General features: G+C 69.6%; 19 protein-coding genes and 1 tRNA gene. 15 read left to right on the top strand and 5 right to left on the bottom strand.

What is annotated here, in order from left to right; all coding sequences use genetic code 11:
• The 3 genes from ACIGXP_RS26160 to ACIGXP_RS26150 all read right to left on the bottom strand — a co-directional run.
• Nucleotides 1-296 (bottom strand): sugar phosphate nucleotidyltransferase (locus ACIGXP_RS26160; protein WP_399772089.1); only part of this gene is annotated, 296 nt, incomplete at its 3' end.
• A gap of 28 nt (nucleotides 297-324) precedes the next feature.
• Nucleotides 325-2,628, bottom strand: a complete 2,304-nt coding sequence (locus ACIGXP_RS26155; RefSeq protein WP_399772087.1) for a CDP-glycerol glycerophosphotransferase family protein — start codon at nucleotides 2,626-2,628, stop codon at nucleotides 325-327.
• 225 nt (nucleotides 2,629-2,853) lie between these two features.
• Entirely contained in the window at nucleotides 2,854-3,954 is a 1,101-nt protein-coding gene (locus ACIGXP_RS26150) for a Tat pathway signal sequence domain protein (protein ID WP_399772084.1), read from the bottom strand.
• Between the two features lie 375 nt (nucleotides 3,955-4,329).
• On the opposite strand from ACIGXP_RS26150, the gene ACIGXP_RS26145 reads away from it, so the two are divergent.
• The 8 genes from ACIGXP_RS26145 to ACIGXP_RS26110 all read left to right on the top strand — a co-directional run bounded on the left by ACIGXP_RS26145 (nucleotide 4,330) and on the right by ACIGXP_RS26110 (nucleotide 17,768).
• Nucleotides 4,330-10,884 (top strand): RHS repeat domain-containing protein, encoded by a 6,555-nt coding sequence (locus ACIGXP_RS26145; RefSeq protein WP_399772082.1) that lies wholly within the window; start codon nucleotides 4,330-4,332, stop codon nucleotides 10,882-10,884.
• Entirely contained in the window at nucleotides 10,874-11,602 is a 729-nt protein-coding gene (locus ACIGXP_RS26140; RefSeq protein ID WP_399772080.1) for a hypothetical protein, read from the top strand. The genes ACIGXP_RS26145 and ACIGXP_RS26140 overlap by 11 nt, the downstream gene beginning before the upstream one ends.
• Before the next feature lie 179 nt (nucleotides 11,603-11,781).
• Complete coding sequence (gene proB / locus ACIGXP_RS26135) at nucleotides 11,782-12,888, top strand: glutamate 5-kinase (protein ID WP_363218447.1); 1,107 nt, start codon at nucleotides 11,782-11,784, stop codon at nucleotides 12,886-12,888.
• Nucleotides 12,889-13,008: 120 nt separating this feature from the next.
• Nucleotides 13,009-13,434: a hypothetical protein gene (locus ACIGXP_RS26130; RefSeq protein WP_363218440.1), complete on the top strand. Its 426-nt coding sequence runs from the start codon at nucleotides 13,009-13,011 to the stop codon at nucleotides 13,432-13,434.
• Nucleotides 13,435-13,562: 128 nt separating this feature from the next.
• Nucleotides 13,563-14,528: a teichoic acid biosynthesis protein C gene (locus tag ACIGXP_RS26125; protein ID WP_399772077.1), complete on the top strand. Its 966-nt coding sequence runs from the start codon at nucleotides 13,563-13,565 to the stop codon at nucleotides 14,526-14,528.
• 128 nt (nucleotides 14,529-14,656) lie between these two features.
• Nucleotides 14,657-15,943, top strand: coding sequence for a glutamate-5-semialdehyde dehydrogenase (locus tag ACIGXP_RS26120; protein WP_363218438.1), 1,287 nt, complete (start codon nucleotides 14,657-14,659; stop codon nucleotides 15,941-15,943).
• A gap of 72 nt (nucleotides 15,944-16,015) precedes the next feature.
• Nucleotides 16,016-16,609, top strand: coding sequence for a hypothetical protein (locus ACIGXP_RS26115; RefSeq protein ID WP_363218437.1), 594 nt, complete (start codon nucleotides 16,016-16,018; stop codon nucleotides 16,607-16,609).
• An 88-nt stretch (nucleotides 16,610-16,697) separates the two neighbouring features.
• Entirely contained in the window at nucleotides 16,698-17,768 is a 1,071-nt protein-coding gene (locus ACIGXP_RS26110; protein WP_399772075.1) for a hypothetical protein, read from the top strand.
• A 98-nt stretch (nucleotides 17,769-17,866) separates the two neighbouring features.
• Here the strand turns inward: ACIGXP_RS26110 and ACIGXP_RS26105 are convergent, their stop codons facing one another.
• Entirely contained in the window at nucleotides 17,867-18,949 is a 1,083-nt protein-coding gene (locus ACIGXP_RS26105; RefSeq protein ID WP_399772072.1) for a M48 family metallopeptidase, read from the bottom strand.
• Nucleotides 18,950-19,050: 101 nt separating this feature from the next.
• Between ACIGXP_RS26105 and ACIGXP_RS26100 the strand changes: the two genes are divergently transcribed.
• The 7 genes from ACIGXP_RS26100 (at nucleotide 19,051) to ACIGXP_RS26070 (ending at nucleotide 23,379) form a co-directional block, all read left to right on the top strand.
• Nucleotides 19,051-19,215, top strand: coding sequence for a hypothetical protein (locus ACIGXP_RS26100; protein WP_399772069.1), 165 nt, complete (start codon nucleotides 19,051-19,053; stop codon nucleotides 19,213-19,215).
• Nucleotides 19,216-19,337: 122 nt separating this feature from the next.
• Nucleotides 19,338-19,502 carry a hypothetical protein gene (locus ACIGXP_RS26095; protein WP_363218433.1) on the top strand — a complete coding sequence of 55 codons (165 nt, stop codon included), beginning with the start codon at nucleotides 19,338-19,340 and terminating at the stop codon, nucleotides 19,500-19,502.
• 56 nt (nucleotides 19,503-19,558) lie between these two features.
• Nucleotides 19,559-20,245, top strand: a complete 687-nt coding sequence (gene nadD, locus ACIGXP_RS26090) for a nicotinate-nucleotide adenylyltransferase (protein WP_363218432.1) — start codon at nucleotides 19,559-19,561, stop codon at nucleotides 20,243-20,245.
• A 16-nt stretch (nucleotides 20,246-20,261) separates the two neighbouring features.
• On the top strand, nucleotides 20,262-21,980 hold the full coding sequence (locus ACIGXP_RS26085) for an LCP family protein (protein ID WP_399772065.1): 1,719 nt from the start codon (nucleotides 20,262-20,264) through the stop codon (nucleotides 21,978-21,980).
• Nucleotides 21,981-22,078: 98 nt separating this feature from the next.
• A complete protein-coding gene (gene rsfS, locus ACIGXP_RS26080; RefSeq protein ID WP_363218430.1) occupies nucleotides 22,079-22,522 on the top strand; it encodes a ribosome silencing factor in 444 nt (147 codons plus the stop codon).
• A complete protein-coding gene (locus ACIGXP_RS26075; protein ID WP_363218429.1) occupies nucleotides 22,522-23,190 on the top strand; it encodes a histidine phosphatase family protein in 669 nt (222 codons plus the stop codon). The genes rsfS and ACIGXP_RS26075 overlap by 1 nt, the downstream gene beginning before the upstream one ends.
• Nucleotides 23,191-23,306: 116 nt before the next feature.
• Nucleotides 23,307-23,379 (top strand) — tRNA-Ala (locus tag ACIGXP_RS26070).
• Between the two features lie 51 nt (nucleotides 23,380-23,430).
• Here ACIGXP_RS26070 and ACIGXP_RS26065 read toward each other — a convergent pair.
• Nucleotides 23,431-24,396: a helix-turn-helix transcriptional regulator gene (locus ACIGXP_RS26065; protein WP_399772061.1), complete on the bottom strand. Its 966-nt coding sequence runs from the start codon at nucleotides 24,394-24,396 to the stop codon at nucleotides 23,431-23,433.
• Nucleotides 24,397-24,535: the final 139 nt, after the last annotated feature.

Here is a 24,535-nt window from a genome sequence, read left to right as displayed (position 1 = left end):
AGGTCGCTGGACTCCTGCACCTTCGCGAGCCGTTCGGCGTCACCCTTCTTGCCGAGCGCCGACTCCAGCTCGTAGTTGCGGTCGAAGTGGTCCTCAAGAGGGCGCTTGTTGCGCCCCGTGATCATGAGGACGTCGTCGAGCCCCGCCGACACGGCCTCCTCGACCACGTACTGGATCGCCGGCTTGTCCACGACCGGCAGCATCTCCTTGGGAGTGGCCTTGGTCGCCGGCAGGAACCGAGTACCGAGACCTGCCGCCGGAATGACGGCCTTGGAGAGGGTGGGGCGGGAAACCATGTGGTGCTCGTCTCTTTCCTTCTGCACGTCAGGCGCCGATGAGGCCACGCTCGCCGGTCGGCTGCTGCGGAATACGTGCCTTGGCGAAGGCAGCCGGCGCGGGTGCCGGAGTCCGCTCGTCCAGGGGCAGCACGGCAGGGGTGGGCTCCTGGCCGAGGAACAGGCGCCGCACCACGCGCTCCGCCGCGTTCCCGTCGTCGAACTGCACGAACCGCTCGCGGAACGCCGCCCGCAGTTCGGCGGCCTTGCCGCTGTTCCAGGCGCCGGAACGGAAGACCTCGATCAGCTCGTCCTCGGTGGTCGCGGTCGCGCCCGGGGTCTCGCCCGGCTCGCCGGAGAGAATGTCGAAGTAGACGCCGCGGGCCTTGCGGTAGACCTCCCAGTCGTCCGCGTAGGTGACGATCGGGCGGTCGAGGCAGGCGTAGTCGAACATGATCGAGGAGTAGTCCGTGATCAGCGCGTCGGCGGCCAGGCAGAGGTCCTCCACCACCGGGTACCGCGACACGTCCTTGATCAGGCCGCGCTCCTGCAGCGCCTCCAGCCGGGGGTCCGCGCCGTAGAAGTAGTGCGTGCGCACGAGGACGACGTGGTCCGGGCCCAGCTCGCGGCAGAACCGCTCCAGGTCGATGCGGGGCACATAGCCCTTCTGGTAGTCGCGCACCGTCGGGCAGTAGAGGATGGCGGTCTTGCCTTCCTCGATGCCGAGTTCACGGCGAATCCGCAGGACGTCGTCCGCGGTGGCCCGGAAGTAGACGTCGTTGCGCGGATAGCCGTACTCGATCGCCTCGAACGCGCAGGGGTACACCCGCTCCCAGATCTCCGTGGAGTGCTGGTTGGAGGTCAGGCTGAGGTCCCACTTGTCGGCCCGCTCCAGCATCTTGGCGAAGCTCATGCCCTTGGCGGCCGCGGGGTACTTCTGCTGGTCGATCCCCATCTGCTTGAGGGGGGTGCCGTGGTGCGTCTGCAGGTGGACCTGCTCCGGGCGCTTCACGAAGTTGTTGGGGAAGTTGACGTTGTTGACGAGGTACTTGGCGCGTGCCATGACCTCCCAGTAGCGGGGCGAGTTCGCCACCACGTAGTCCACGCCCGCCGGGACGGTGTCCACCGCGTCGCGCTTCACGATCCAGACGCCGTGGACGTTCGGGGCGAGTTCCTTGGCCTTGTGGTAGATGGCCGCGGGGTTGCAGGCGACGCCGCGGTTCCAGTAGGCCGCGTAGACCGCGAGGTTCTCGTCGACGGGGCGTCGCAGATGCAGCTGGTAGAGCCGGTTGTAGGCGGTCTTGCCCAGCTTGGTCTTGACCTTGGCGGCCCGCTTGATCACCTGGCGACGGGTGTTGCCGGCGGCGATGACCGCCGCGTACGCCGTGTAGGAACCGCGCTCCAGCAGCTGGAACCTGGTGCCCTGCGAGCCCTCCGGAAGGACGAAGCCCTTCGGCTTGAAACGCTTGTACTGGGCGGCCGACAGCTTGAAGAACTCCACCCGGTCCTTGGGGACGATGCGGTCCTCACGGGCCAGGGTGAACAGGAAGTGGCTGGCCATGCGCTCGAACAGCAGCGGACGCACCGGCTCGGTGTGGGGATTCTCGTCGAGGAACTCGAAGAGCCGGGCGTACTGCTCGAAGATCCCGAAGTGCTTGCGGCCGGGCGTGCGCATGGAGTTGCCCTGGCGGCGCTGGCGGTACTCGACGCAGACGTGGTCGGTGGCGGCGATGCGCTCCGCGGTCAGCATGGTCTTGTAGACCATGAGCGCGTCTTCGTAGATGCCGTCGGTGAAGGTGAAGTTGTGCTCGTCGACGTAGAACTCACGGCGGTACGCGCGGTTCCACACCACGGCGAACATGTTGAGGTACTCCGGCCGCTCCAGGGCCGTGAAGACGTCCGTGCCGGCGGCGGCGAGCATCTCGCCGGCCGCGCTCGCCTGGACGCGGTTGTTCCAGTACGTGCGGACGTGGTTGAGCAGCAGAATGTCGGGGTTGTCCGTGACCTCCAGGCGCTCGGCTATCGCCTGCAGTGCGCCTTCGGCGAGGGTGTCGTCGCTGTCGAGGAAGAGGATGTACTCGCCGCGCGCCTTCAGTGCACCGGCGTCCCGGGCCTTTCCGATGCCCCGGTTCTCCTCGAAGTGCACCGGTATGACGCGCTCGTCCAGGGCGGCGTATTCGTCGAGTATGCGGCCGCAGGAGTCGGGGGAGTGGTCGTCGACGGCGACGATCTCGAAGTCCTCGAAGGACTGGGAGAGAATGGAGTCCAAGCACGCTCGCAGATACCCCTGAACTTTGTAAACAGGGACAACCACGCTTATTTTCGGCGAAGCGCTTCCATTCGCGAGGGGCATGCTTGGGGCTCCTGGACTGTCGGTTCAGACGCGACCGCGTCCCGCTGCTGGGCCGCGGGACGGGAGGCGAGAAGGCACAAGGAGTGCGAGGTTAACGTTGATTTAAGCCTACCCCAACGTGACTGGTGGGATGTTCTTACCTCGCTCCGCCCGCCGCTGGTCAGTCGGGGTGTGGCAAGCCTCACCCCGACCTCCGCACGTCTGCGTATCGGACACGTCTTCGTATCAGACCAGCGCGTCCTTGTAGTAGATGCTCGCCCGCTTGCTCTGGTCGGTGTCCGAGGCGTACGACGCGAAGCCGCTGCACAGCCGCAGCGCCGACGGGTTGGCGGGGTCGGGGATCTGGATGGCCATGCCCTCGGGCTCGCGGTAGAGCAGGGAGGAGGCGGCCTTGGTGAGCTTCTGCTCCGTGACCGTGCCGGTGTTCCAGTCCACGGTGGTGATGTAGGCGTTGCCGTCCGGCGAGACCGAGCCGTTGCTGCCGTAGGCGGAGCCGGCCAGCAGATAGAGGTAGCTGCCGTAGCTCGTGAACCCCTGGAAGACGTCGGTGTAGCCGGGCTGCAGGTCGGCGGGCTGGGCGACGTCGGCGAGGGGGGTCCTGCCGCCCGACTTGAAGGCGGCGAGGTCGTACAGGCGGAAGCGGAAAACCCCGTTCACACGGCAGCGGACCGCGAGCCGGTTGGTGACCGGATCGACGGCGCAGGTGGTGCGGTCGACGCCGCTTTCCAGGGTGTACTGAGTGAGCGCGGGGGAGTTCGCGGTGAGCACCGACCCGTTGGCGAACTCGAACCGGGCGAGCCGGTCGCCCCAGCCGGTGTAGGTGCCGTCGGAATTCGCGGTACGGATGTTGTGCGTCTCGGTCCACAGATATGAGCCGGACGTGGTGGATTCGACGCCGATCTGCACACCGTGTCCGAATCCGCGCAGATACATCGTGCCGAGAATGTTCCCGGAGAGGTCCAGCCGGGTCAGGACGAGGTCGCCGTTGGCCTCGCGGTCGGCGCCGGAGTACGTCTGCGTCTCCCCGGGGAGCTGGAGTCCGCCGTCGACCAGCTGCACGGTGAAGACATGCCCGCGGGTGTTGTCGAAGGCGAAGGACTGCAGCACGCGGGTGCCGGTCAGCTGCACTTCGCGCAGCAGCATGTCGGAGGGATCGCTCAGGTCGAACCGCTTGCTCGCGGTGACCGAGCCGGGCGTGACGTCGCCCTGGGAGGACGTGCGCCGGGCGTGCGCGACACCCTCGGCCACGCCGACGGCGACGAGCGGAACGGCCGCCGCGCCGACGACGGCGCCTCCGGCGCGCAGAAAGCGTCTGCGATCGAGCATGGCGGTGGAAACCCCCCAAGACCAAAAGAGAAAAGCGCCGATCTCCGCGCCTTTGGCAGGCAAAAGGGACATGCCGTACCAAGGGGAAGTCGGCTGGATTGCCGGCCGGTCATTAAAGCACCTGTGAATCGATCGTGACAGGGATGGCGGAATCAGATATTCCGTTGGTCATGGCAGCGCAAAGCTTCCGCCAAGGTGTCCACGATGTTTGGCGGATAGCGATCCGCTTTGACCAGAAATGGTGCGATTAAGTATCTGGTTAATCTCCGCCAACGCGTGTTCGCCATGTGTCGGCTTTGTGCTGCCCACGTGCCACGGACCCGCTCTTTGTGACCGTTTGTGGTCGATATTCGGCCAGAGGGGTGGGGGTTCGTGATGCGTGCGTCGTACAGACGCGGCTTCGTCGTGGCGGTCTCCGGCGCGTTGCTGTCCGCTCTGCTGTCCACGCCGGCGTTCGCCGCGTCCGTCGCCGTGGCGAAGCCCGAGGACAGGACCGTGAGCGTGCCGGCGGGCAAGGGCGGCAAGGTGCCCGAGCAGCAGGCGGAGCCGACCATGACCAAGGCGCCGAAGGTGGCCTGGCCCAAGGGGGTGAGCGCCCGGGTCCACCTCGCGAAGGCCCGGCCCGGACACGCCCTGGCCGTGTCGCCCTCGGGCACCGTCGTCGACAGCCCGGCCGGCGGCGCCGCCGCCAAGTCCGCCGTGGTGTCGGTCCAGACCCCGACGGCGGCGCAGGTCCGCACCGCGGGACTGCCGCCCCAGTCGGCGTTCGCGCTCGGCCAGAAGGCGGCCAAGGACGCCGTCGCCGAGGGCAGGAAGCTCGGCTTCTCCCCCTCCGGCAGCACTCCCGGCGACGTCGACGTGCAGGTCCTGGACCGCGCGAAGATCAAGTCCATCGGCGGTGTCGGCATGGCGCTGCGCCTGACCCGCAAGGACGGGAAGCCCGCCCCCGGACCGGTCGGCGTCACCCTCGACTACAACGCCTTCAAGTACGCCCACGGCGGCGACTTCGCCTCCCGGCTCCGTCTGGTGCAGATGCCCGCGTGCGCGCTCACCACACCGAAGAAGCGCGGCTGCTCCCCGGACACCCGCCGCTACCTGCCGATCCACAACGACATCAAGACGGGCAGGCTGACGGCGACGGTGTACGCCGACGCGGACCCCACCGCGACGACGAGCGCCCCGGCGTCCGGCATGTCGATGATGTCGGCGGCCACCACGTCCACGGTGACGACGCTGACGACGGGGTCGTCCTCGGACGCCGGTGACTACCGGGCGTCGACATTGAGTCCGACCGGCAAGTGGGACGTGTCGACCGGTTCCGGCGACTTCACCTACAACCTGCCCGTCACCCTGCCCAAGGCGCCCTTCGGCGCGACGCCGGACCTCGCCCTGACGTACGACTCCCAGTCGGTCGACGGCCGGACCTCGGCGACGAACAACCAGGCATCCTGGGCAGGCATGGGCTGGGACCTGAACGTCGGCTACATCGAGCGCAAGTACAAGAACTGCTCGCAGGACGTCAACAACACCGTCGGTGACCTGTGCTGGCAGTCGCCGAATCCCGGCACCGAGCCGGACGGCGCCGAGTACACCATCAGCCTCAACGGCGTGAACACGGCTCTGATCCAGGACGGCAACGGCACCGGCTCCTACCACCTCCAGGACGACCCGGGCTGGCGCGTGCAGCACCTGACCGGCGGCCACGGCGCCGACGACGAGTACTGGGTGATCTCCACCCAGAACGGCATGCGCTACTACTTCGGCTGGGGCCGCTCCGAGCGCACGGACCCGGATCCCAACTGGGACAAGTACACGCACTCCGTCCTGACCGTCCCGGTGGCCGGTGACGACTCGGGCGAGCCCTGCCACTCCCAGTTCCCGGAGCCGTGCACCCAGGCCTGGCGCTGGAACCTGGACCGCGTGGTCGACCCCAACGAGGTCGAGAACTCCTACTTCTACGACAAGTTCGTCAACCACTACCGCTCGGTGATCAACGCCGACAAGGCACGCGCCTACGACGCGGCCGGTTACCCGATCCGCATCGAGTACGGATGGGCCTCCCAGATCTCCGGCGCCCAGCTGCCGGCCGAGGTCCTGCTGAGCCACGTGGGCCGGTGCGTGGAGCGGATGAGTGAGGCCAACCCGCTGGACCACGAGCCGGCGGCCTGCCCGGGCATCTCCAGTACCCCGGACTCCTACCCCGACGTGCCGACCGACCTGATGTGCGACGGCACGTCGGCGGACAACTACTGCGCGGGCAAGACGTACTACCCGACGTTCTTCAGCACCGACATGCTGTGGGACATCAAGACCTACGTGCGCGACAGTGACACCGATGCCTGGGCGCCCGCGATGCAGTACCAGATGAAGTACGGCCTGCCGGACCCCTCCGGCTCGGTCGGCAAGACCCTCTGGCTCGACTACATCCAGCGCAAGGGCTACGGCGACGGCGCCGACATCACCCTGCCGGTCATCAACTTCAACGGTGAATGGCTGGACAACCAGGTCGGCTCCCACACCCTGAACTTCCGGCGCGTCGACACCGTCTACAGCGACCTCGGCTCGGTCACCAGCGTCACCTACGGCCAGCCCGACGCCTGCGACATCAACAACCTGCCCAGTGAGTCGTCCAACACCGAGGACTGCTTCTGGCAGAAGTGGACACCCGAAGGCGGCTCCGAACAGACCGGGTGGTTCAAGAAGTACCTGGTCACCCAGGTCTCCGTCGACCCGGGTGTCGGCCAGGGCGCCGGCCACGACGGCGACCCGGTCATGACCACCCGGTACGAGTACCACGGCGGCGCCGGCTGGCGCTTCAACAACGACCCGCTCGTGCCCGACTCCGACGAATCGTGGTCCGACTGGCGCGGCTACCAGCAGGTCGAGGTCTTCACCGGCAGCCAGAGCAACGCCGCGTCCACCTACTACTGGCTGTACCGGGGCCTCAGCGCCGACCGCACCTCCAAGTCCGACCCGTCGGCGACCCGTACCGTCACGGTCAGCGACGGCTTCGGCGACTCCTTCACCGACCACGCCTGGCTGGCCGGCAAGACGCTGGAGATGTCCAAGCGGGACGGCGACGGCCAGTCCCACGAGCGCGTCCGCAAGGAGTACTGGGACCACGACACCGCCCAGTACGCCGGCCTGCCCGACGCCCGCTTCGTCCGGGACAGCAAGACCACGACGGACACGCTGACCTCCCAGGGCTGGCGCGAGAGCGTCGTCAACGACGAATACGACGACACGTCGTCCACCAGCACCACCTACGGCCTGCCCCTGCGCACCAACGACTGGGGCGAGGTCAACGTCGACGACAACCGGTGCACCACCTACGGCCGCGCCTACAACACGTCCAACTTCCCGAACTCGGACGTCAAGCGCTGGATGGTCTTCCAGGACGAGGTCCGCCACTACGCGGCGGACTGCGCCTCCCGCGGCTCGGCCAACCAGGACTCGTACACGGTGACGCTGTACGACGGTTCGACGTCCGTCACGGACAATGACGCCGCCCTGGTCGACGGCAACGCGACGGAGAAGCGGACCTACACCGATTCCTCCGCGTACCGCTCGACCAAGGCCGACTACGACGGCGCCGGCCGCGTGACCGCCGGCTACGACGGCAAGGGCAACAAGACCACCACGACGTACTCGCCGGCCACGTCCTGGCCGGCCAACGGCGTCACGGTCACCACCCCTGACCCGGACGGCAGCACCGGTCCGGGCACGACGGAGTCCACCACGACCTGGTACTCGCGTCTGTGGGGCACCCCCTACAAGGTCCTGGACGCCAACGGCCGCACCACCCGCCTCGTGCACGACTCGGTGGGCCGCTACGTCCAGGTCTTCAAGCCGACCGAGATCGCGAACTACCCCGACGGACACCCGTCGATGCAGTTCGGCTACGTGACACCCACCGCCACCAACGGCGACGGCGTCCCCGACGCGGTGGCCGGACCGAGCCAGGTGACCACCGGGGTCCTGCAGTCCGGCACCACGTACGTGAACTCCTACAACTACCTGGACGGTCTGGGCCGCATCCGTGAGGCCCAGACCACGGCGCCGGACGGCACCGGCCGCGACGTGATCTCCACCCGCTACGACACCTCGGGCAACGTCACCGGCACCTCCGCGTCCTTCTACAACTCCAGCGCCGCGGGCTCCGGGATGGTGCTCCCGACGGTGGCCGACCTGCCCTCCTACACCGATCCGGTCATCGACTGGGCCGGCCGGACGACCCAGACCCAGATCCTGGTCAATGGCACCCCACAGGCGACGGGCCACACCCGCACCTACTACTACGGTGACCACACCACCAGCATCCCGGCGGCCGGTGAGCGCACCGACACCTTCACCGACGTGTTCGGCCAGGTGACCAAGGTCGTCGAGCACGGTCCCCTGGCGGCGCAGACGACGTCGTACGTGTACACGCGCAGCGGCAAGCTGAAGCAGATCACGGACGCCAAGGGCAACGTCACCACATACGGCTACGACTGGGCCGGTGACCGGACTTCCGTGGCCGACCCGGACGCCGGAAGCTCCTCGACCCAGTACGACCTGAACGGCAAGGTGGGCACGGAGACCGTCAACGGCACGACGCTCACGTACCAGTACGACAACATGGGCCGGCAGACGACGGTTTCCCAGGGCTCCACCGTGCTGTCGCAGTGGGCCTACGACACGGCCCCGGGCGGTCTGGGACAGCTCGCCTCGTCGACCAGCTACACCGGCGGCAAGGCCTACACCGTCGCGGTGACCGGCTACGACGACCGCGGCCGGGCGACGGGCAAGAAGGTCACCGTCCCGGACGACGGCTCCGGCTTCGCCGGCAGCTACACCATGGGTTACGGCTACGACCAGGCCGACCACCTGACGTCGGTCTCCTACCCGGCGGCCGGCGGCCTTCCCGCGGAGACGGTCACCACCACCTACACCGCCCAGGGACGGCCCTCGAAGGTGTCCTCGCCCCTGGCCACCTACCAGTCGTCCTTCGGGTTCGACCGCGTGGGGCGTCTCGACGCCCGCACCTACGGCACCAGCGGCGGCACGGCCGCCACGGTCAACCGCGCCTACACCTTCAACGACACGAACGGCACCGGCGCGCTGGCCGACATCCGCACCACCGTCACCGCCGGCAGCACCACCAGGACCGCGCAGGACGACACCTACACCCGTGACCTCGCCGGCCAGATCACCGGCATCACCGACGGTGTCACCCAACAGAGCGAGTGCTACACCTACGACGAGCTCAACCGGCTCAGCCACGCCTGGACCACCGCGGCGAGCGACGGCTGCACCGGCGCGGCCACGCCGGACCGGAGCAGCAGCCTGGACCCGTACGACCAGACGTACACCTACGACGAGCTCGGCAACCTGATGTCCGTCAAGGACACCACCGCCAGTGGCTCGACGACCAGGGGCTACACCTACCCCGGCTACAGCGCCGACGGCACCGCCTACACGGCCGGGCAGGCGCACCCGCACGCGGTGACCCAGGCCGGTTCCGACACCTTCACCTACAACACGTCCGGGCAGATGACCGCCCGCACGGTCAAGGGCGTCAGCTCCGGCATCGACTGGACTCCGCAGAACCGGGTCAGCCGGATCACCCAGCACAAGACCGGCGGCGACGAGACGTCCACCTATGTCTACGACACCGACGGCACCGTCCTGCTGCGCACGTCTGCGCAGGAGAACGTGCTCTACCTCGACGGACAGGAACTGCACAAGGCCGGCGCCGCCGGCGTCAAGGCCACCCGCCTGTACTCGGCCGCCGGGACGACGGTGGCGATGCGCCAGGACGACGGCAGCAGCAACGGCAAGCTGACCTGGCTGCTGAGCGACACCCAGGCCTCCACCTCCCTGCTGGTCGCCATGGACGGCACGGTCACCCGCCGCAAGTACACGCCGTTCGGCAAGCAGCGCGGCAGCACTGCCCTGCCCTCCGCGACCGACCGGGGCTTCCTCGGCAAACCCGAGGACGACTCCACCGCCCTGTCCGTCCTCGGCGCCCGTATGTACGACGCGGCCCTCGGCCGCTTCATCAGCCCGGACGACCTGACCAAGCCGTACGCACCGCAGAACCTCTCGGCCTACAGCTACAGCGGCAACAACCCGGTCAACTTCGCCGATCCGAGCGGGCTCATGAGAGCCCCCCTGCCAGGAGACGACTATCCTCAGCAGCCGAAGGGTTCCAGCGCCCTGGTGGACACGGGCTCGCTCGACAACGACACGTCCACCAGTGGTGGCGGCTGTGACGCCGCGTGCATTCGGAGTCTGAACTCCCTCGTCGCCAATGAAAAGCCCGGTATCCACAAAGAGCTGGCCATTCAGCTGCGCAAGTACATCGAGGCTGTCGCCGGAAACACGCGCCCTTGCACCGCGGGTGCCTCGGTGAAGAGCGGAGAAGCCGCCGCATGTAATTACCTCAGCGGCCATTCCCCGCAGCTCAGCTGGAGGGATCTCTTCTACCTGTGGGCCGACGGGAAGGGAGACGTGAACAACATTCCCTTCGACGACGGCAGTCCGTTGACCCAGGAACTGATGCTGGACGCGTCCCACAAGAAGGTGGTGGAAGGCCTGGCCCGCAAGATCATCGGCGCCGACTTCGACGCTCCCGTGGGTGAGCTCGGAGGCAACGCGGATCATGCGGACGCGAAGTCGAACATCGGGAAGGACCTGCTCGGCATGCTCACGGACGGCGGAGCCGGGAGCGAGACTCCTGCTGCGTTTCTCGGCAGCTACAACATCGAGTACCAGGTGATCGCGCAGTCGAGGGAATCCCACTCCTTCACGGTTGCTTTCGCCTCCTACAACAAAACGGGTATGGCCTCGCTCACGCATGCCCCCGGTGTGGGAGACATTCCTTCTGGTCACGCGTTCTCCAGCATCGCGCAGGAGTTCTATGGAACGGTGACGGTTCATGTCCAATGACTCCCGCATCAGCAGGTCGCTCGGCATCTCGACATCGCTGACCAGGGCGGCCCGGTTCATCGCCCTGGCGGTCCTGGGTGTGTCCTATGTGGCGTGCCTGTTCCAGCTGTTCCCGATTCCGAGCACCCAGGAAGACCTGGTGAATGCTCTGCGGTCGGACAGGCCCCCGGTGGTCGAGACCTGGTACGACGATCACGGAGTGAACCTGCTCTGGGAGACGGCTCCGCTGATCTACCGCGAAGTGCACACCCATGCGCCGGGCGCGATTCCCGGCAGCGACGATGTGGCCGCCGTCGAGAAGGCGATCGCCGCCAAGGCGGGAAAGCGCATGGGTGACCTCCCGTTCCGCGACCGGTCGGCCGACCAGGGGCCAGGAGCGCTGGATGTCCTCCTGCCCGCGGCCTATCCGCTCTTCCTCCGGTCCGCGGTCCTGCGCTGGGCCGCGGTCGGCGTGGGCGTGGCCGTACTGGCTGCGGCCTACGCGCTGCCGAGAAGGTACATGCGGGTCAAGAACCGTGGCGTCTGGTTCGCCGTCTGCCTGGTCACCGGTTTCGGGTTCTTCACCTTCCTGCTGCTGGAACGCTGTGTGGCCCCCGATGCCGGCGAGGCGCCCGAGCTCAAGCCGCGCTACGCATGGGGAGCGTCGGTTGCGACCGGAGTGCTCCTCGCGCTGGGCGGGTGGGGGCTGGTCCACGTGGGTGGACATAGGAACGCCTGACACGGCGAGGCGATGAACCATCGGCAGACGCCCCGGGTGCTCGGCGCCCGGGGCGTCGTCCGTTCCGTGGACCGCGGCGCACCGGCCCAGCCCCTTGGCGTAGATTGCGACGCAGGGCGTCAGGCCTGTGAAACGCGCGTGAAGGGGACGGACCGCAGGTGGCAAGGGCAAGGCAGGCCGTGGGCGAGGCCCGCAGGATCGTCGTCAAGGTGGGCTCCTCCTCGCTGACCACCGCCGCCGGCGGCCTCGACGCCGACCGGGTCGACGCGCTCGTGGACGTGCTCGCCAAGATCCGCAGCGGGGGCGAGCGGGAGATCGTCCTCGTCTCCTCCGGCGCCATCGCCGCCGGTCTCGCCCCGCTGGGCCTGCGCCGCCGCCCCAAGGACCTCGCCCGCCAGCAGGCCGCCGCCAGCGTCGGCCAGGGCCTGCTCGTCGCCCGCTACACCGCCTCCTTCGCCCGTTACGGCGTCCGCGTCGGCCAAGTCCTGCTCACCAGCGACGACATGAGCCGCCGCGCCCACCACCGCAACGCCTCCCGCACCCTCGACAAGCTCCTTGCGATGGGTGCCTTCCCGATCGTCAACGAGAACGACACCGTCGCCACCGACGAGATCCGCTTCGGCGACAACGACCGCCTCGCCGCCCTCGTCGCCCACCTCGTCCACGCCGACCTGCTGGTCCTCCTCTCCGACGTCGACGGCGTCTACGACGGCGACCCCAGCAAGCCCGGGACGTCCCGGCTGGCGGAGGTGCGGGGGCCCGAGGACCTCGCGCACGTGGAGATCGGCAGCGCGGGCAAGGCCGGCGTCGGCACCGGCGGGATGGTCACCAAGGTCGAGGCCGCCGGGATCGCGGCCGCCGCCGGCATCCCCGTGGTGCTGACCAGCGCCGTGCACGCGGCGGACGCCTTGAGCGGCGCCGACACCGGCACCTACTTCCACCCCACCGGCAAGCGCTCCGCCGACCGGCTCCTGTGGCTCCAGCACGCGTCCACCCCGCAGGGTGCGCTGATCCTGGACGACGGCGCGGTGGACGCCGTCGTGAAGCGGCGCACCTCGCTGCTGCCCGCCGGGATCGCGGCCGTGGAGGGCGAGTTCAGCGCCGGCGACCCCGTCGAGCTGCGTGATGCGGCGGGCCGCGCGGTGGCCCGGGGGCTGGTCAACTTCGACGCCAAGGAGATCCCCCGGCTGCTCGGGCGTTCGACCCGCGAGCTGGCCCGGGAGCTGGGCCCCGCGTACGAACGGGAGGTCGTACACAGGGACGACCTGGTGCTGCTGCACTCGTAAAACGGGACGTAACGACAGCCCCCGGTGGGGGACGTTCCGTAAAACCGCCCCGCGGTGCCGTAGGGCCTGCTCAACTTTGTGTCAGGACACGTTTCCGAGTGCTGGGTGAAGGAGGCCGTCGTGAGACGAGTGCGCCCTGGGGTGACAACCCGCGGTGCTCTGACGAGCATCGCGGCCGGGGACGCCTACGAGGAACCCAAGGACCTGCCCCGGCTGTGGCACGTCACCCTCAGCGTCTCCGGGGAGAACGTCCCCCTGCCCGACCTGCGCCGTGCCCTGGAGCAGCTGGCCTACGACCACCCCTTCCTCCTGACCAGCCGATACGCCACCGACCACGCCGAGATCAGATACTGGGAAGAGGCCCGCGACCTGCACGACGCCGCCGCCGTCGCCCTGCGCCTGTGGGGCGAGCACCGGCAGAGCGCCGGGCTGCCCGCCTGGGAGATCGTCGGCCTGGAGGTCATCGACCGCGAGACCTACCACCAGCGCATCGCCGAGGGCTACGGCCCCGCCCCCGCCACACCCGTCGGCGTCCACCCCTTCTGAACCGGCCCTTCCGATCCCGCACCGGTGCCCTGGTCCCGCATACCGGCCCCCAGGGGCCGCCCGGTAGGTTCGGCGCGACGCATGTGGATCATGCGTCTCCGCTTACCCACCGCCACACAAGGGGGACCATGGAGCAGCACACCATCGGCCGTCGAGGGATCCTGCGGGCCGCGGGCGGTCTGGGGATCGCCGCGCTGGGTGTGGGGGCCGGCCGGGGCACGGCCTCCGCCGCGATCGCCGCCTCGCCACGCTTCGACCTCACCGCGCCGTCCTACGACCTGTTCCGCGGCCGGCAGCTGCACGACGACACCGTCCAGCAGGGCTTCGCCTTCGACAGCGTCAACAAGCGCCTCTTCGTCGCACAGCGACGCAACGGCAGCGGCGAGACGTCCGGCGACCTCTGCATCACCGAGCTGGACTTCGCCGGAAACCGCGTCTCGGCCATGCACCTGACGGGCTTCGGCCACGGCGTCGCCTTCGGCGTCGAGCCGCGGGGCCGCGACAGCTGGCTGTGGACGGAGGTGGACGCGAACACGAACGGCTACGGCACCCGCCTCGGCCGCTTCAAGTTCGTACGGGGCGGCTCGCTGTCCCACACCTCTTCCGCGATCCAGAAGTACCGCCCGGTGGCGAGCGGCGTGGAGTTCACCTGCTCCATCGACCAGGTGCACGGCATCATGGTCGTACGCCACCAGAAGAACGGCGCCAAGTACATCGCCGCCTACCGGATGAGCCAAGCCTCCGCGGGCAACTTCAGCAGCCCGGTGGCGTACTTCAAGCAGCCCTCGATCCCGGGCACCGCACAGGGCTACACCTCCTACGGCCAGTACCTGTACCACCTGACGGGCAACGCCTACTCCGCGAGCAACCCGCGGCCCGGGAACACCCGCATCACCTGCGTCGACCTCAATTCGGGGGCCGTCAAGCAGGGGCCGGTACTCACCAAGGCGGGCGAGAGCCTCTCCTACCGCGAGCCGGAGGGGCTGGCCGTCTACCGCACCGACTCCGGTCAGGCCCGCCTCTTCATCGGCTTCGCCTCCGGCACCGCGGGCGACCGCCGCTCGAACATCTTCTACAAGAAGGCGCTGATCTGATCCTGTGATCGTGCCCGTGCCCGTGCCGCCGGAGGCGCGGGCACGGGGCACACACGGCCCCGGGGGCTCGCCGTCTCGGCCCCCGGGACGGTTGCCGCCCCCGTCTGCAGGCGCACTACCCTGCGGGTATGACCACGCTCTCGCCGTACGACTCGATGTCCCCGGTCACCCAGGCCGCCTACCGGGCCAAGGCCGCCGCCGCCGACCTCGCGCCGCTCCCGCGCGCCGAGAAGGACGACGCGCTGCTCGCCATCGCCGACGCCCTGGAGGTCCGGACCAGCGAGATCGTCGAGGCCAACGCCAAGGACGTCGCCAAGGCCCGGGAGAACGGCACCAGCGAGGCCATCGTCGACCGGCTCACCCTCACCCCCGAGCGGGTCCGCGCCATCGCCTCCGACGTCCGGGACGTGGCGAAGCTGCCCGACCCGGTCGGCGAGGTCGTCCGTGGCTCCACCCTTCCCAACGGCATCGACCTGCGCCAGGTCCGCGTCCCGCTCGGCGTCGTCGGCATCATCTACGAGGCCCGCCCGAACGTCACCGTCGACGCCGCCGCCCTCTGCCTGAAGTCCGGTAACGCCGTCCTGCTGCGCGGCTCCGCCTCCGCCTACGAGTCCAACACCGCCCTCGTCCGGGTCATCCGCGACGCCGTCGGCGGCGCCGGGCTGCCCGCCGACGCCGTCCAGCTGGTGCCCGGGGAGAGCCGCGAGTCCGTCCGCGAGCTGATGCGCGCCCGCGGCCTGGTCGACGTCCTCATCCCGCGCGGCGGCGCCTCCCTGATCCAGACCGTGGTCAACGAGTCCACCGTCCCCGTGATCGAGACCGGCACGGGCAACTGCCACGTCTACGTCGACGCGGCGGCCGACATCGACATGGCGATCGACATCCTGATCAACTCCAAGGCTCAGCGGGTCAGCGTCTGCAACGCCGCCGAGACCCTCCTCGTCCACCAGGACATCGCCCCCGTGTTCCTGCCGCGCGCCCTCGACGCCCTCGCCGAGGCCGGCGTCACCGTGCACGCCGACGAGCGCGTGCTGGCCTACGCCAAGGACTCCAAGGCGACGGTCGTGGAGGCCGTGGCCGAGGACTGGGAGACCGAGTACCTCTCGTACGACATCGCCGCCGCCGTCGTCGACTCCCTCGACAAGGCCGTCGAGCACATCCGGCTGTGGACCTCCGGCCACACCGAGGCCATCGTCACCACCTCCCAGCAGGCCGCCCGCCGCTTCACCCAGCTGGTCGACTCCACCACCGTCGCCGTCAACACCTCCACCCGCTTCACCGACGGCGGCCAGTTCGGCTTCGGCGCGGAGATCGGCATCTCCACCCAGAAGCTGCACGCGCGCGGCCCGATGGGCCTCCCCGAGCTGACCAGCACCAAGTACATCGTCACCGGCGACGGCCACGTGCGCCCCTGAGACCCACCCGTTCGGCCGCACGTCCGAAACGCGTCTCATCAGGCGGATGAATTTCCATACCGTCTGCCCAAATTGACCCCCCAGGTCTACTCTGGATCCGTGCCGGAGGACGTGGGGGGCACGCCGTTCCCGGACGGCTGGGAGCCCGACGACGACCACGACCGCGGGGTGTCGGACGAAGAGTTCGCCTCCGTGGTCTTCGACGAGGCCTTCGTACAGGCGGCCACGGTCCATGAGCCGACCGCCGTCGAGCGCCTCCTGGCCGCCGCCCAGGCCAGAGCAGAGGCCTCCGAGGCGGAGGCCCGCCGCGCCCACGCCCGAGGCGAGCGCTACGACGACGCCTACGGCCCCGAGGGGACCGATTTCGGTCAAGATCCGGACGACGACGAGCCGGAGGACACCTACGTCCTCGGCGACCGCCACTTCGGTGGATACGGCAAGCAGGTCCGCTGGCACCGGCCCGTGGCCTGGGTGCTGGCCGTCGTGATGGGCATCGGCATGGTCGCCCTGGCCTTCGCCGCCGTCTACCGAGGCGGCTCCGCCACCACCCGTGACGGCATACCCGCACCCGCCTCCAGCGGCCTCGAACAGGGCGGCGCCGCCGCTCCCTCCGCCTCCGCCGAGACCTCCCAGCCGGCCGCCTCCGCCATCCCGCGCTCCCCCTGAACGCCCGCCCCACTCTTGGTGAGCACCTGTCAGAACTTGTCGTGTAGCAGGGCGTTTACCCGAGGCCCCCGAGACCTACTCTGAAAGTATGGGCGGGCCTGGAGACCCACCGGAGGGCACACCCGAGGGCGGCCCCGCAGGTGGAGAGGACGAGTACCGATCCGTCGTGTTCGACGAGTCGTTCGTCCGTGCTGCCCGCCTCCAGGAGTACTCCGCCCAGGAACGAATGGCCGACCACGCGCCCGCCGTACGCCGGCGCCCGCCGCTGCACCGCGGACTCACCCGGCAGGCCCTGATCCTGGTCCTGCTGATCGCCGTCGCCTTCGCCACCGCCATCTACATGGGCGTCCGCCACCCCTACAGCACCGCGCAGGCCCGGCGCACCGTCGAACCCCTGCGGATGACGGTGATCCCGCTCGCCCCGACGGCCGAGGTGCCCGGCGCCACCGACGCCGAGAGCCTGTACACGCACAGCCCCGCCGCCCCGTACGAGGTCGGCGCGGAGGGCATACCCCTGCCGGTCTCCCGCAGCACCGCTCACTTCTCCGACAGCCAGGTCGTGACCGCCCTCACCACCGCCAAGGACTACATCGTCCGCTCCTCGCTCTACCCCGAGGTGCTCACCGGCCGTCAGGTGCACCCCGCCCGGTCCCTCCTCGACGCCGACCAGCTCGACCAGTTCGACCAGAGCATCCAGCACCCGGCGGCGGACGGCCGGCACGCCGCCACCGGGTGGCTGGTCCGTCTCGACCCCTCCCGCGTCCGGCTCGCCGACGACAGGATCCGCGTCCAGGGCGACCTGCAGGCCACCGAGACCGACTCGGGCGCGCTGGAGGTCACCGCCGACCACACCTTCGTCTACGCCCTGCGCCCTGCCCGTGCCGCGGCGAACGCGGCCGTGTCCCTGTTCACCGTCCGCCGTGAGCTGACCTTCCGCTTCACCCGCGACGACCTGCGCACCCACCAGGTCCAGCTGGTCACGTCCTACGTCCAGGCGGGCCCTCTGGCCTGCGCCGAGGACTCCACCGCCTACCTCCGCCCCCTGCTGGCCGGCCAGACGGCCCGCACGGGTGGTCCCGCGGGCACCAATCCCTATGAGACGGACAGCCCTGCGGCCCTGTGCGGGACGCTGGCCGCCGGTGCTCAGCCGACGGTGTAGGCGGGGAACCTCTCCGGATCGGCGCGGGTGTGAGCGGGGGAGGGCAGGTCGAGCACGGCCGGACGCCGCTGCGGCGGAGGGGACAGCTCTGCTCGGCTCTACTCCGCGGCGTCCGCCGGGCCCTCCTTCGGCGGGGGCGGGGTCCGGAAGCCCTCGAAGCCTCGGCGGACCCGGCCGCCCAGGTCGCCCGCGCCGCCCGCGAGATCCGTGACCAGCTTCATCAGCGGGTCCTTGGAGGCCTTCACATCGCTCGCGTAGTGGGCCGCCGACTCGCGGAGGGAGTCGCTGACCGAGGCGTCCTTGTCCTCGTCACGCCGCGGGTAGTGGCCGTCCATGATCCGCTGGAAGTCGCGGGACTCGGCCCACTTCTTCAGCTCGGCGGCCCGCACGGTGGTGAACGGGTGCGAGCGCGGCAGCACGTTCAGGATCTTCAGCACCGAGTCGCGCAGATCGCCCCCGGAGTCGTACTCCTCGGCCTGCTCCAGGAACGCGTCCACGTTCATCTCGTGCAGGTGGTTGCCGCCCGCGATCTTCATCAGCCCGCGCATCGAGGCCCGGACGTCCTGCCCCACCAGCAGCCCCGCCCGGTCCGCGGACAGCTCCGACTTGCGGAACCACTCCCTGAGTGCCGTGATGATCCCCATGATCGCGAGGTTGCCCAGCGGAATCCAGGCCACCTTCAGCGCCAGGCTGGTCAGGAACAGCAGGATCGTGCGGTACACCGAGTGCCCGGACAGCGCATGTCCCACCTCGTGCCCGACGACGGCCCGCATCTCCTCCTCGTCGAGGAGCTCCACGAGCCCCGTGCTGACGACGATGATCGGCTCGTCCAGGCCGATGCACATCGCGTTGGGCTGCGGATCCTGCGTGACGTACATCGGCGGGACCTTCTCCAGGTCCAGGATGTAACAGGCGTCCAGCAGCATGTCGTGCAGGTGCTGGAACTGCCGCTCGGAAACCCGCACCGAGTCGGACAGGAACAGCAGTCTCAGGCTCCGCTCGGGCAGCAGCCCGCTGAGCGCCTTGAAGACGGTGTCGAATCCACTCAGCTTGCGCAGCGCGACCAGGGCCGAGCGGTCGGCCGGATGCTCGTAGGCACGCGAGGAGATCCCCGGGAAGCGCCTGCGCTGCCTGCTCGGCACGCGCTCGTGCCCCGTGGGCTGCTGGCCGTCGTCGGACATGTCTTCCCCCAAGTGCGTATGAGTGCCACTGTGCCCCCGAGGCGGGGCCCAGCCTAGGCGGAGATACCGTTGACGGGCAGTACAGCCGAAGGAGCCCACTCATGGATCACCACCCCGCAGCCGCCTGGCTGACCGAGGCCGCCGCGAGCGCTGTCCAGCAGCACGGGTCGGGGAATCTCCTCCGCCTCATCCTGATCGTGATGGTCCTGGGCTGCGTACTGACCGCCTGGTTCCTGCTGCGCGGCTACAAGCGGAAGGACGACTGACAGCCGCCGGAAGTTCCGGCCGGCCGTCCCCAACGGAGGAGTCGGCGTGATCGCCGCGCGGCCGCCCGCTTACGATGAGCCGACATCTTTATCCCGCCCACACGCGATAGGTCCTGCCGAAGATGAGCTTCCACAGCGCCGCAGCCCAGTTGGTCACCCTTGCCGCCGAGGGCGAGCCGCACGGCGGAAACCACGACAGCCTGAACCCCGCCGTCACCGGCGGCGGCGCCCTGATCATCCTGCTGCTCCTGCTGTGGATCACCACGCGCTTCAACCGCGACCGCTGAGCGGGGACCCCGTCCCCGGCCGGACACCCGAGACCGGGCCGGTAGGGTCTGCACGCATGGGAGAGCAGGACATGCCTACCGGTCCGGCGTACGAGTCCGCCGACGACACGGTGCAACACCCGCAGTACGGACCGGGCAGCGGCCCCGCCCACACGGGCAAGCGACGCCTCGGTGTCATGGGCGGAACGTTCGACCCGATCCACCACGGGCACCTCGTGGCGGCAAGCGAGGTCGCCGCGCAGTTCCAGCTGGACGAGGTGGTGTTCGTGCCCACCGGCCAGCCGTGGCAGAAGTCCCACCGCAAGGTCTCCCCGGCCGAGGACCGCTACCTGATGACGGTCATCGCCACCGCCGAGAACCCCCAGTTCTCCGTCAGCCGCATCGACATCGACCGCGGCGGCCCCACCTACACCGTGGACACCCTGCGCGACCTGCGCGCCCTCAATCCCGACACCGATCTGTTCTTCATCACCGGTGCCGACGCGCTCGCCCAGCTGCTGACCTGGCGGGACAGCGAGGAACTGTTCTCCCTCGCCCACTTCATCGGCGTCACCCGGCCCGGCCACCACCTGACCGACCCCGGGCTGCCGGAGGGCGGCGTCTCGCTCGTCGAGGTGCCGGCCATGGCCATCTCCTCCACGGACTGCCGTGCGAGAGTCGCCAAGGGCGACCCCATCTGGTACATGGTGCCCGACGGAGTCGTGCGCTACATCGCCAAGCGCCAGCTGTACCGCGGCGAGTGAGCCGAGAGGGGCACCGGTGAACGACCGATACGACACGGGCGACGGCGGCTACGGCGCCGGCCCGTACGAACTCGTCGGCTACGACGAGTACGGCCAGCCCGTGTACCGGCAGGTCCCGGCACAGCAGGCCCAGCAGGCGACCTACGACCCGTACACCCAGCAGCAGGGCTACGGATACGACCCCTACGCCACCGGTCAGCAGCCGTCGGCGCCCTCCTACGACACCGGCCGGCCCTCGCCGTCGTACGACGACCCGTACGCTTCCCACGCCCCCTACGACACGTACGGCACCGGCACCCAGCACGGCGCCGGCTACGACCCCTACGGACAGGCCGCGAGCAGCGGGCAGCAGCCCCGGGTCGCCGAGCAGACCGCGTACATCCCGCAGCAGGCCGGCCCGGTGGAGCAGCCGCACGCCCCGGCGCACCCCGGGGAACCGCGGGACGAGGGTGAACGGGACTACCACACCGAGCAGTTCGCGTTCGTCGAGGAGCCGGACGGCGACTCCGAGGACGTCATCGACTGGCTGAAGTTCACCGAGAACCGCACCGAGCGCCGAGAAGAGGCCCGCCGCCGCGCCCGCAGCCGGATCATCGCCCTCCTCGTGGTCCTCGCCCTCGTCGCCGTGGGCGGCGTCGGTTACCTCTGGTACGCCGGAAAACTGCCCGGCCTGTCCTCTGCCGGTTCCAAGCCCGGCGCGGCCACGCCCGTCAGCGCCCAGAAACGCGACGTGATCGTCGTCCACCTGCACAACACCGGCAAGGGCGGCACCTCCACGGCGCTGCTGGTCGACAACACCACCACCAAGCAGGGCAGCACCGTACTGCTGCCCAACTCGCTGGCCCTGAGCGGCGACGACGGGTCCACCACCACTCTCGCCAAGTCGGTGGACGACGACGGCGCCTCCGGCACCCGCGACCAGCTCGACACCGTCCTCGGCACCGACATCCAGGGCACCTGGCGCCTCGACACCCCCTACCTGCAGAACCTCGTCGACCTGGTCGGCAACATCGACCTCGACACCAACACGGACGTGCCCGACCCGGACGCCAAGAAGAAGGGCGCCGAGCCGCTCGTCCACAAGGGCAGCGCCCAGACCCTCAGCGGCAAGATGGCCGTCGCCTACGCCACCTACCGCGCCACCGGCGAGTCGGAAAACGCTCAGCTGGAGCGGTTCGGCCAGGTCATGCAGGGCGTGCTGCGCAAGCTGTCCTCCGACCCGGCGTCGGCGACGATCACCGTGCAGACCCTCGCGCAGATCCTCGACCCGCCGCTCACCGACAAGGACCTCGGCACCTTCCTCGCCAGGCTCGCCGACCTCGCCAAGAGCGGCGACTACAAGACCGCGCTGCTGCCCGTGCAGGCCGACGGCACCCTGAGCGCGAAGACCAGCGACAGTGTGGTGAAGGACATCCTCGGCGGCACCGCCAAGAGCCCCGACGCCGGCGCCGCGGTCCGGGTCTCCGTGCAGAACGCCACCGGTGTGAAGGACGACACCGAGAAGGCCCGCGTGGCGCTCCTCAACGGAGGCTTCACGTTCCTGGAGGGCGGCACGGCCTCCGGCGCCCAGACCGCCTCGAAGGTGGTCTACTCGGACGCCTCCCACAAGCCGGACGCCACCGAGGTCGCCAAGACCCTCGGCCTGCCCGCCGGCTCTGTGACCAAGGGAACCGTCTCCTCGGGCGCCGATGTCTCGGTCGTCCTCGGACGGAACTACCAGCCCGCCGCGTCCTGACCGGGGCCCCGCACCCCACGTGCCGCCGTAATCACGTGGGGTGCCCGGGGCGGTCCGTGAGACCCTTGAGGTCCTGACCGCCGACCGAAAGCTTCGTAGTGACCGCCACCGACCGTTCTCTTGAGCTCATCAACACCGCCGCCCAGGCGGCGGCCGACAAGCTCGCCCACGACGTCATCGCCTACGACGTCAGCGACGTGCTGTCGATCACGGACGCCTTCCTGCTGGCCTCCGCCCCGAACGACCGCCAGGTCAAGGCCATCGTCGACGAGATCGAGGAGCGCCTGCAGAAGGAACTCGGCGCCAAGCCGGTGCGCCGCGAGGGCGACCGCGAGTCCCGTTGGGTCCTGCTCGACTACGTGGACATCGTGGTCCACGTCCAGCACAGCGAGGAGCGGGTCTTCTACGCCCTGGAGCGGCTGTGGAAGGACTGCCCCGAGCTGGAGCTGCCCGCCGACGCCAAGGCCACCCGCGGCAAGGCCGAGGAGCACGCCAAGCTGCAGGCCGCCGAGGCCGAGCAGGAGCCGGGCGGGGAGTGGTGATGAGCGCCACCGGTGAGGTGACCGACCGCAAGGGCCGCGGCCGCCGCATCATCCTGTGGCGGCACGGCCAGACCGCCTGGAACGTCGAGCGCCGCTTCCAGGGCAGCACGGATGTCGCGCTGACCGAGACCGGCATCGGCCAGGCCCGCCGTGCCGCCCGGCTGCTGGCCTCCCTGGGGCCCGACGCGATCATCTCCTCGGACCTGCAGCGGGCGGCGCACACGGCCGCCGAGCTGGCCGCCCTCACCGGCCTCGACATCACCCGCGAGGAAGGCCTGCGCGAGACCTACGCGGGCGTCTGGCAGGGCCTGACGCACGACGAGATCATCGCCCGCTACAACGAGGAGTACGCCGCCTGGAAGCGCGGCGAGGCGGTCCGCCGCGGCGGGGGCGAGCTGGAGACCGAGGTCGCCGACCGAGCCGCGCCCGTCGTCCTGCGGCACGCCGAGAAGCTGCCCGAGGACGGCACCCTCGTCGTCGTCAGCCACGGCGGCACCATCCGCACCACCATCGGCCGGCTCCTCGGCCTGGAGGCCCAGCACTGGGAGAGCCTCGGCGGCCTCTCCAACTGCTGCTGGTCCGTGCTCGGCGAGGGCGCCCGCGGCTGGCGTCTGCTGGAGCACAACGCGGGCACCCTTCCGGAGCCCGTCCTCGGCGACGACGACTGACCTGCCGCAGGCTCCCGGACCCCGGATTTCACTTTCTGGCAGGTCACAGGCTAAAGTTCTTCTTGTTCGCCCCGCCGAGCGGAGCGAGAAGCCAGCGGCTCCGCCGCGTGGCGCAAGGGGCTATAGCTCAGTTGGTAGAGCGCCTGCATGGCATGCAGGAGGTCAGGAGTTCAATTCTCCTTAGCTCCACTCGACACTCTGTTGAGTTGTCAAAGATCGATGATGAAGGTCCCGTCCCCGTCAGGGGGCGGGATTTTCTGTTGTGTACGCCGGCGACCACAATCGCTGCCGTCGCTCCCGCAGCAGGGCGACCTTCTCGCGCGTCTCCTCGTCCTCCGGGGTGTAGACGACGATGCGGCACTCGGGCATCCCGTCGATGGACAGCGACTGCGAGCTCATCCGCATCTCGCCCACCGCGGCGTGCCGGAACCTCTTCACCCGCGGCCCCGGAAGCACCACCTCACCGCTCGCCCACAGCGCCGCGAACCAGGGGCTCTCCCCGCACAGCCCGCGTATGTAGTCCTCCCAGGCCGGCTCGCCCACATGTCTGCCGTAGGCCGATCGCAGCGTCGCCACCATCAGCGGCAGCTCCTGCTCCCGCTGCACCAGCGGGCAGGCGCCGTCCGGCAGCGTGAACAGCGTCCACAGCACATTCGGCACGTCGATGCCGGGGGTGTCCGGCACCACGAACAGGTCCCGGTAGGCCGCGTTGGTGGCCAGGACGTCGTAACGCGCGTTGTACACCACCGCGAGCAGAGGATCGAGGGCGTCCATGATGTCCTGCACATGCGGGCCCACACGCCGGGTCAGGACCTCCCGGTCGGGCTCGAACGGCACCTCCGCCAGCCGGTACAGATGCTCCCGCTCCGGCGAGTCCAGCCGCAGTGTGCGGGCGACCGCGTCCAGCACCTGCGGCGAGGCGTTGATCGGCCGGCCCTGCTCCAGCCATGTGTACCAGGTCACGCCCACACCGGAGAGCTGGGCGACCTCCTCCCGGCGCAGCCCCGGCGTGCGCCGCCGCAGGCCCGGTGGCATCCCCACGTCGGCCGGGGTCACCCGCGCCCGCCTGCTGCGCAGGAAAGCGGCCAGCTCCGGCCTGCGCCGCTGTGTACTCGGTGTCCGCGTCGCCTGCGTCGCCTGCGTCGCCTGCGTCGTCCTCGTCAGCTCCGTCACCATCGTCCAGCCCCCCGTCGTCCCCGTCTCCATCGTCGGCACCCGGGCCCGGCCCTGCCAGGTGCTGGCAGTACCAGCATCGCCGGGCACTCGGCACCGGTACCGGCCCGTCGGCAGGCTCGACGCCATGACGACGACATCCCGGACCGGGCCGGGCACCGAGCCCGTTCCG

It is taken from the genome of Streptomyces sp. NPDC053069 (assembly GCF_044546895.1).
Taxonomy (GTDB): Bacteria; Actinomycetota; Actinomycetes; order Streptomycetales; family Streptomycetaceae; genus Streptomyces.
This window is presented reverse-complemented; position numbering and strand designations above follow the sequence as displayed.

What these genes read in the sequence shown, in the direction of transcription:
- ACIGXP_RS26110 (WP_399772075.1), top strand. Translation starts at nt 16,698, where the DNA reads ATGGGCGGGCCTGGAGACCCACCGGAGGGCACACCCGAGGGCGGCCCC.
- ACIGXP_RS26100 (WP_399772069.1), top strand. Translation starts at nt 19,051, where the DNA reads ATGGATCACCACCCCGCAGCCGCCTGGCTGACCGAGGCCGCCGCGAGC.
- ACIGXP_RS26075 (WP_363218429.1), top strand. Translation starts at nt 22,522, where the DNA reads ATGAGCGCCACCGGTGAGGTGACCGACCGCAAGGGCCGCGGCCGCCGC.
- ACIGXP_RS26140 (WP_399772080.1), top strand. Translation starts at nt 10,874, where the DNA reads ATGTCCAATGACTCCCGCATCAGCAGGTCGCTCGGCATCTCGACATCG.
- ACIGXP_RS26065 (WP_399772061.1), bottom strand. Translation starts at nt 24,396, where the DNA reads ATGGAGACGGGGACGACGGGGGGCTGGACGATGGTGACGGAGCTGACG.
- ACIGXP_RS26145 (WP_399772082.1), top strand. Translation starts at nt 4,330, where the DNA reads ATGCGTGCGTCGTACAGACGCGGCTTCGTCGTGGCGGTCTCCGGCGCG.
- ACIGXP_RS26105 (WP_399772072.1), bottom strand. Translation starts at nt 18,949, where the DNA reads ATGTCCGACGACGGCCAGCAGCCCACGGGGCACGAGCGCGTGCCGAGC.
- ACIGXP_RS26095 (WP_363218433.1), top strand. Translation starts at nt 19,338, where the DNA reads ATGAGCTTCCACAGCGCCGCAGCCCAGTTGGTCACCCTTGCCGCCGAG.
- ACIGXP_RS26125 (WP_399772077.1), top strand. Translation starts at nt 13,563, where the DNA reads ATGGAGCAGCACACCATCGGCCGTCGAGGGATCCTGCGGGCCGCGGGC.
- nadD (WP_363218432.1), top strand. Translation starts at nt 19,559, where the DNA reads ATGGGAGAGCAGGACATGCCTACCGGTCCGGCGTACGAGTCCGCCGAC.
- ACIGXP_RS26120 (WP_363218438.1), top strand. Translation starts at nt 14,657, where the DNA reads ATGACCACGCTCTCGCCGTACGACTCGATGTCCCCGGTCACCCAGGCC.
- ACIGXP_RS26155 (WP_399772087.1), bottom strand. Translation starts at nt 2,628, where the DNA reads ATGCCCCTCGCGAATGGAAGCGCTTCGCCGAAAATAAGCGTGGTTGTC.
- ACIGXP_RS26150 (WP_399772084.1), bottom strand. Translation starts at nt 3,954, where the DNA reads ATGCTCGATCGCAGACGCTTTCTGCGCGCCGGAGGCGCCGTCGTCGGC.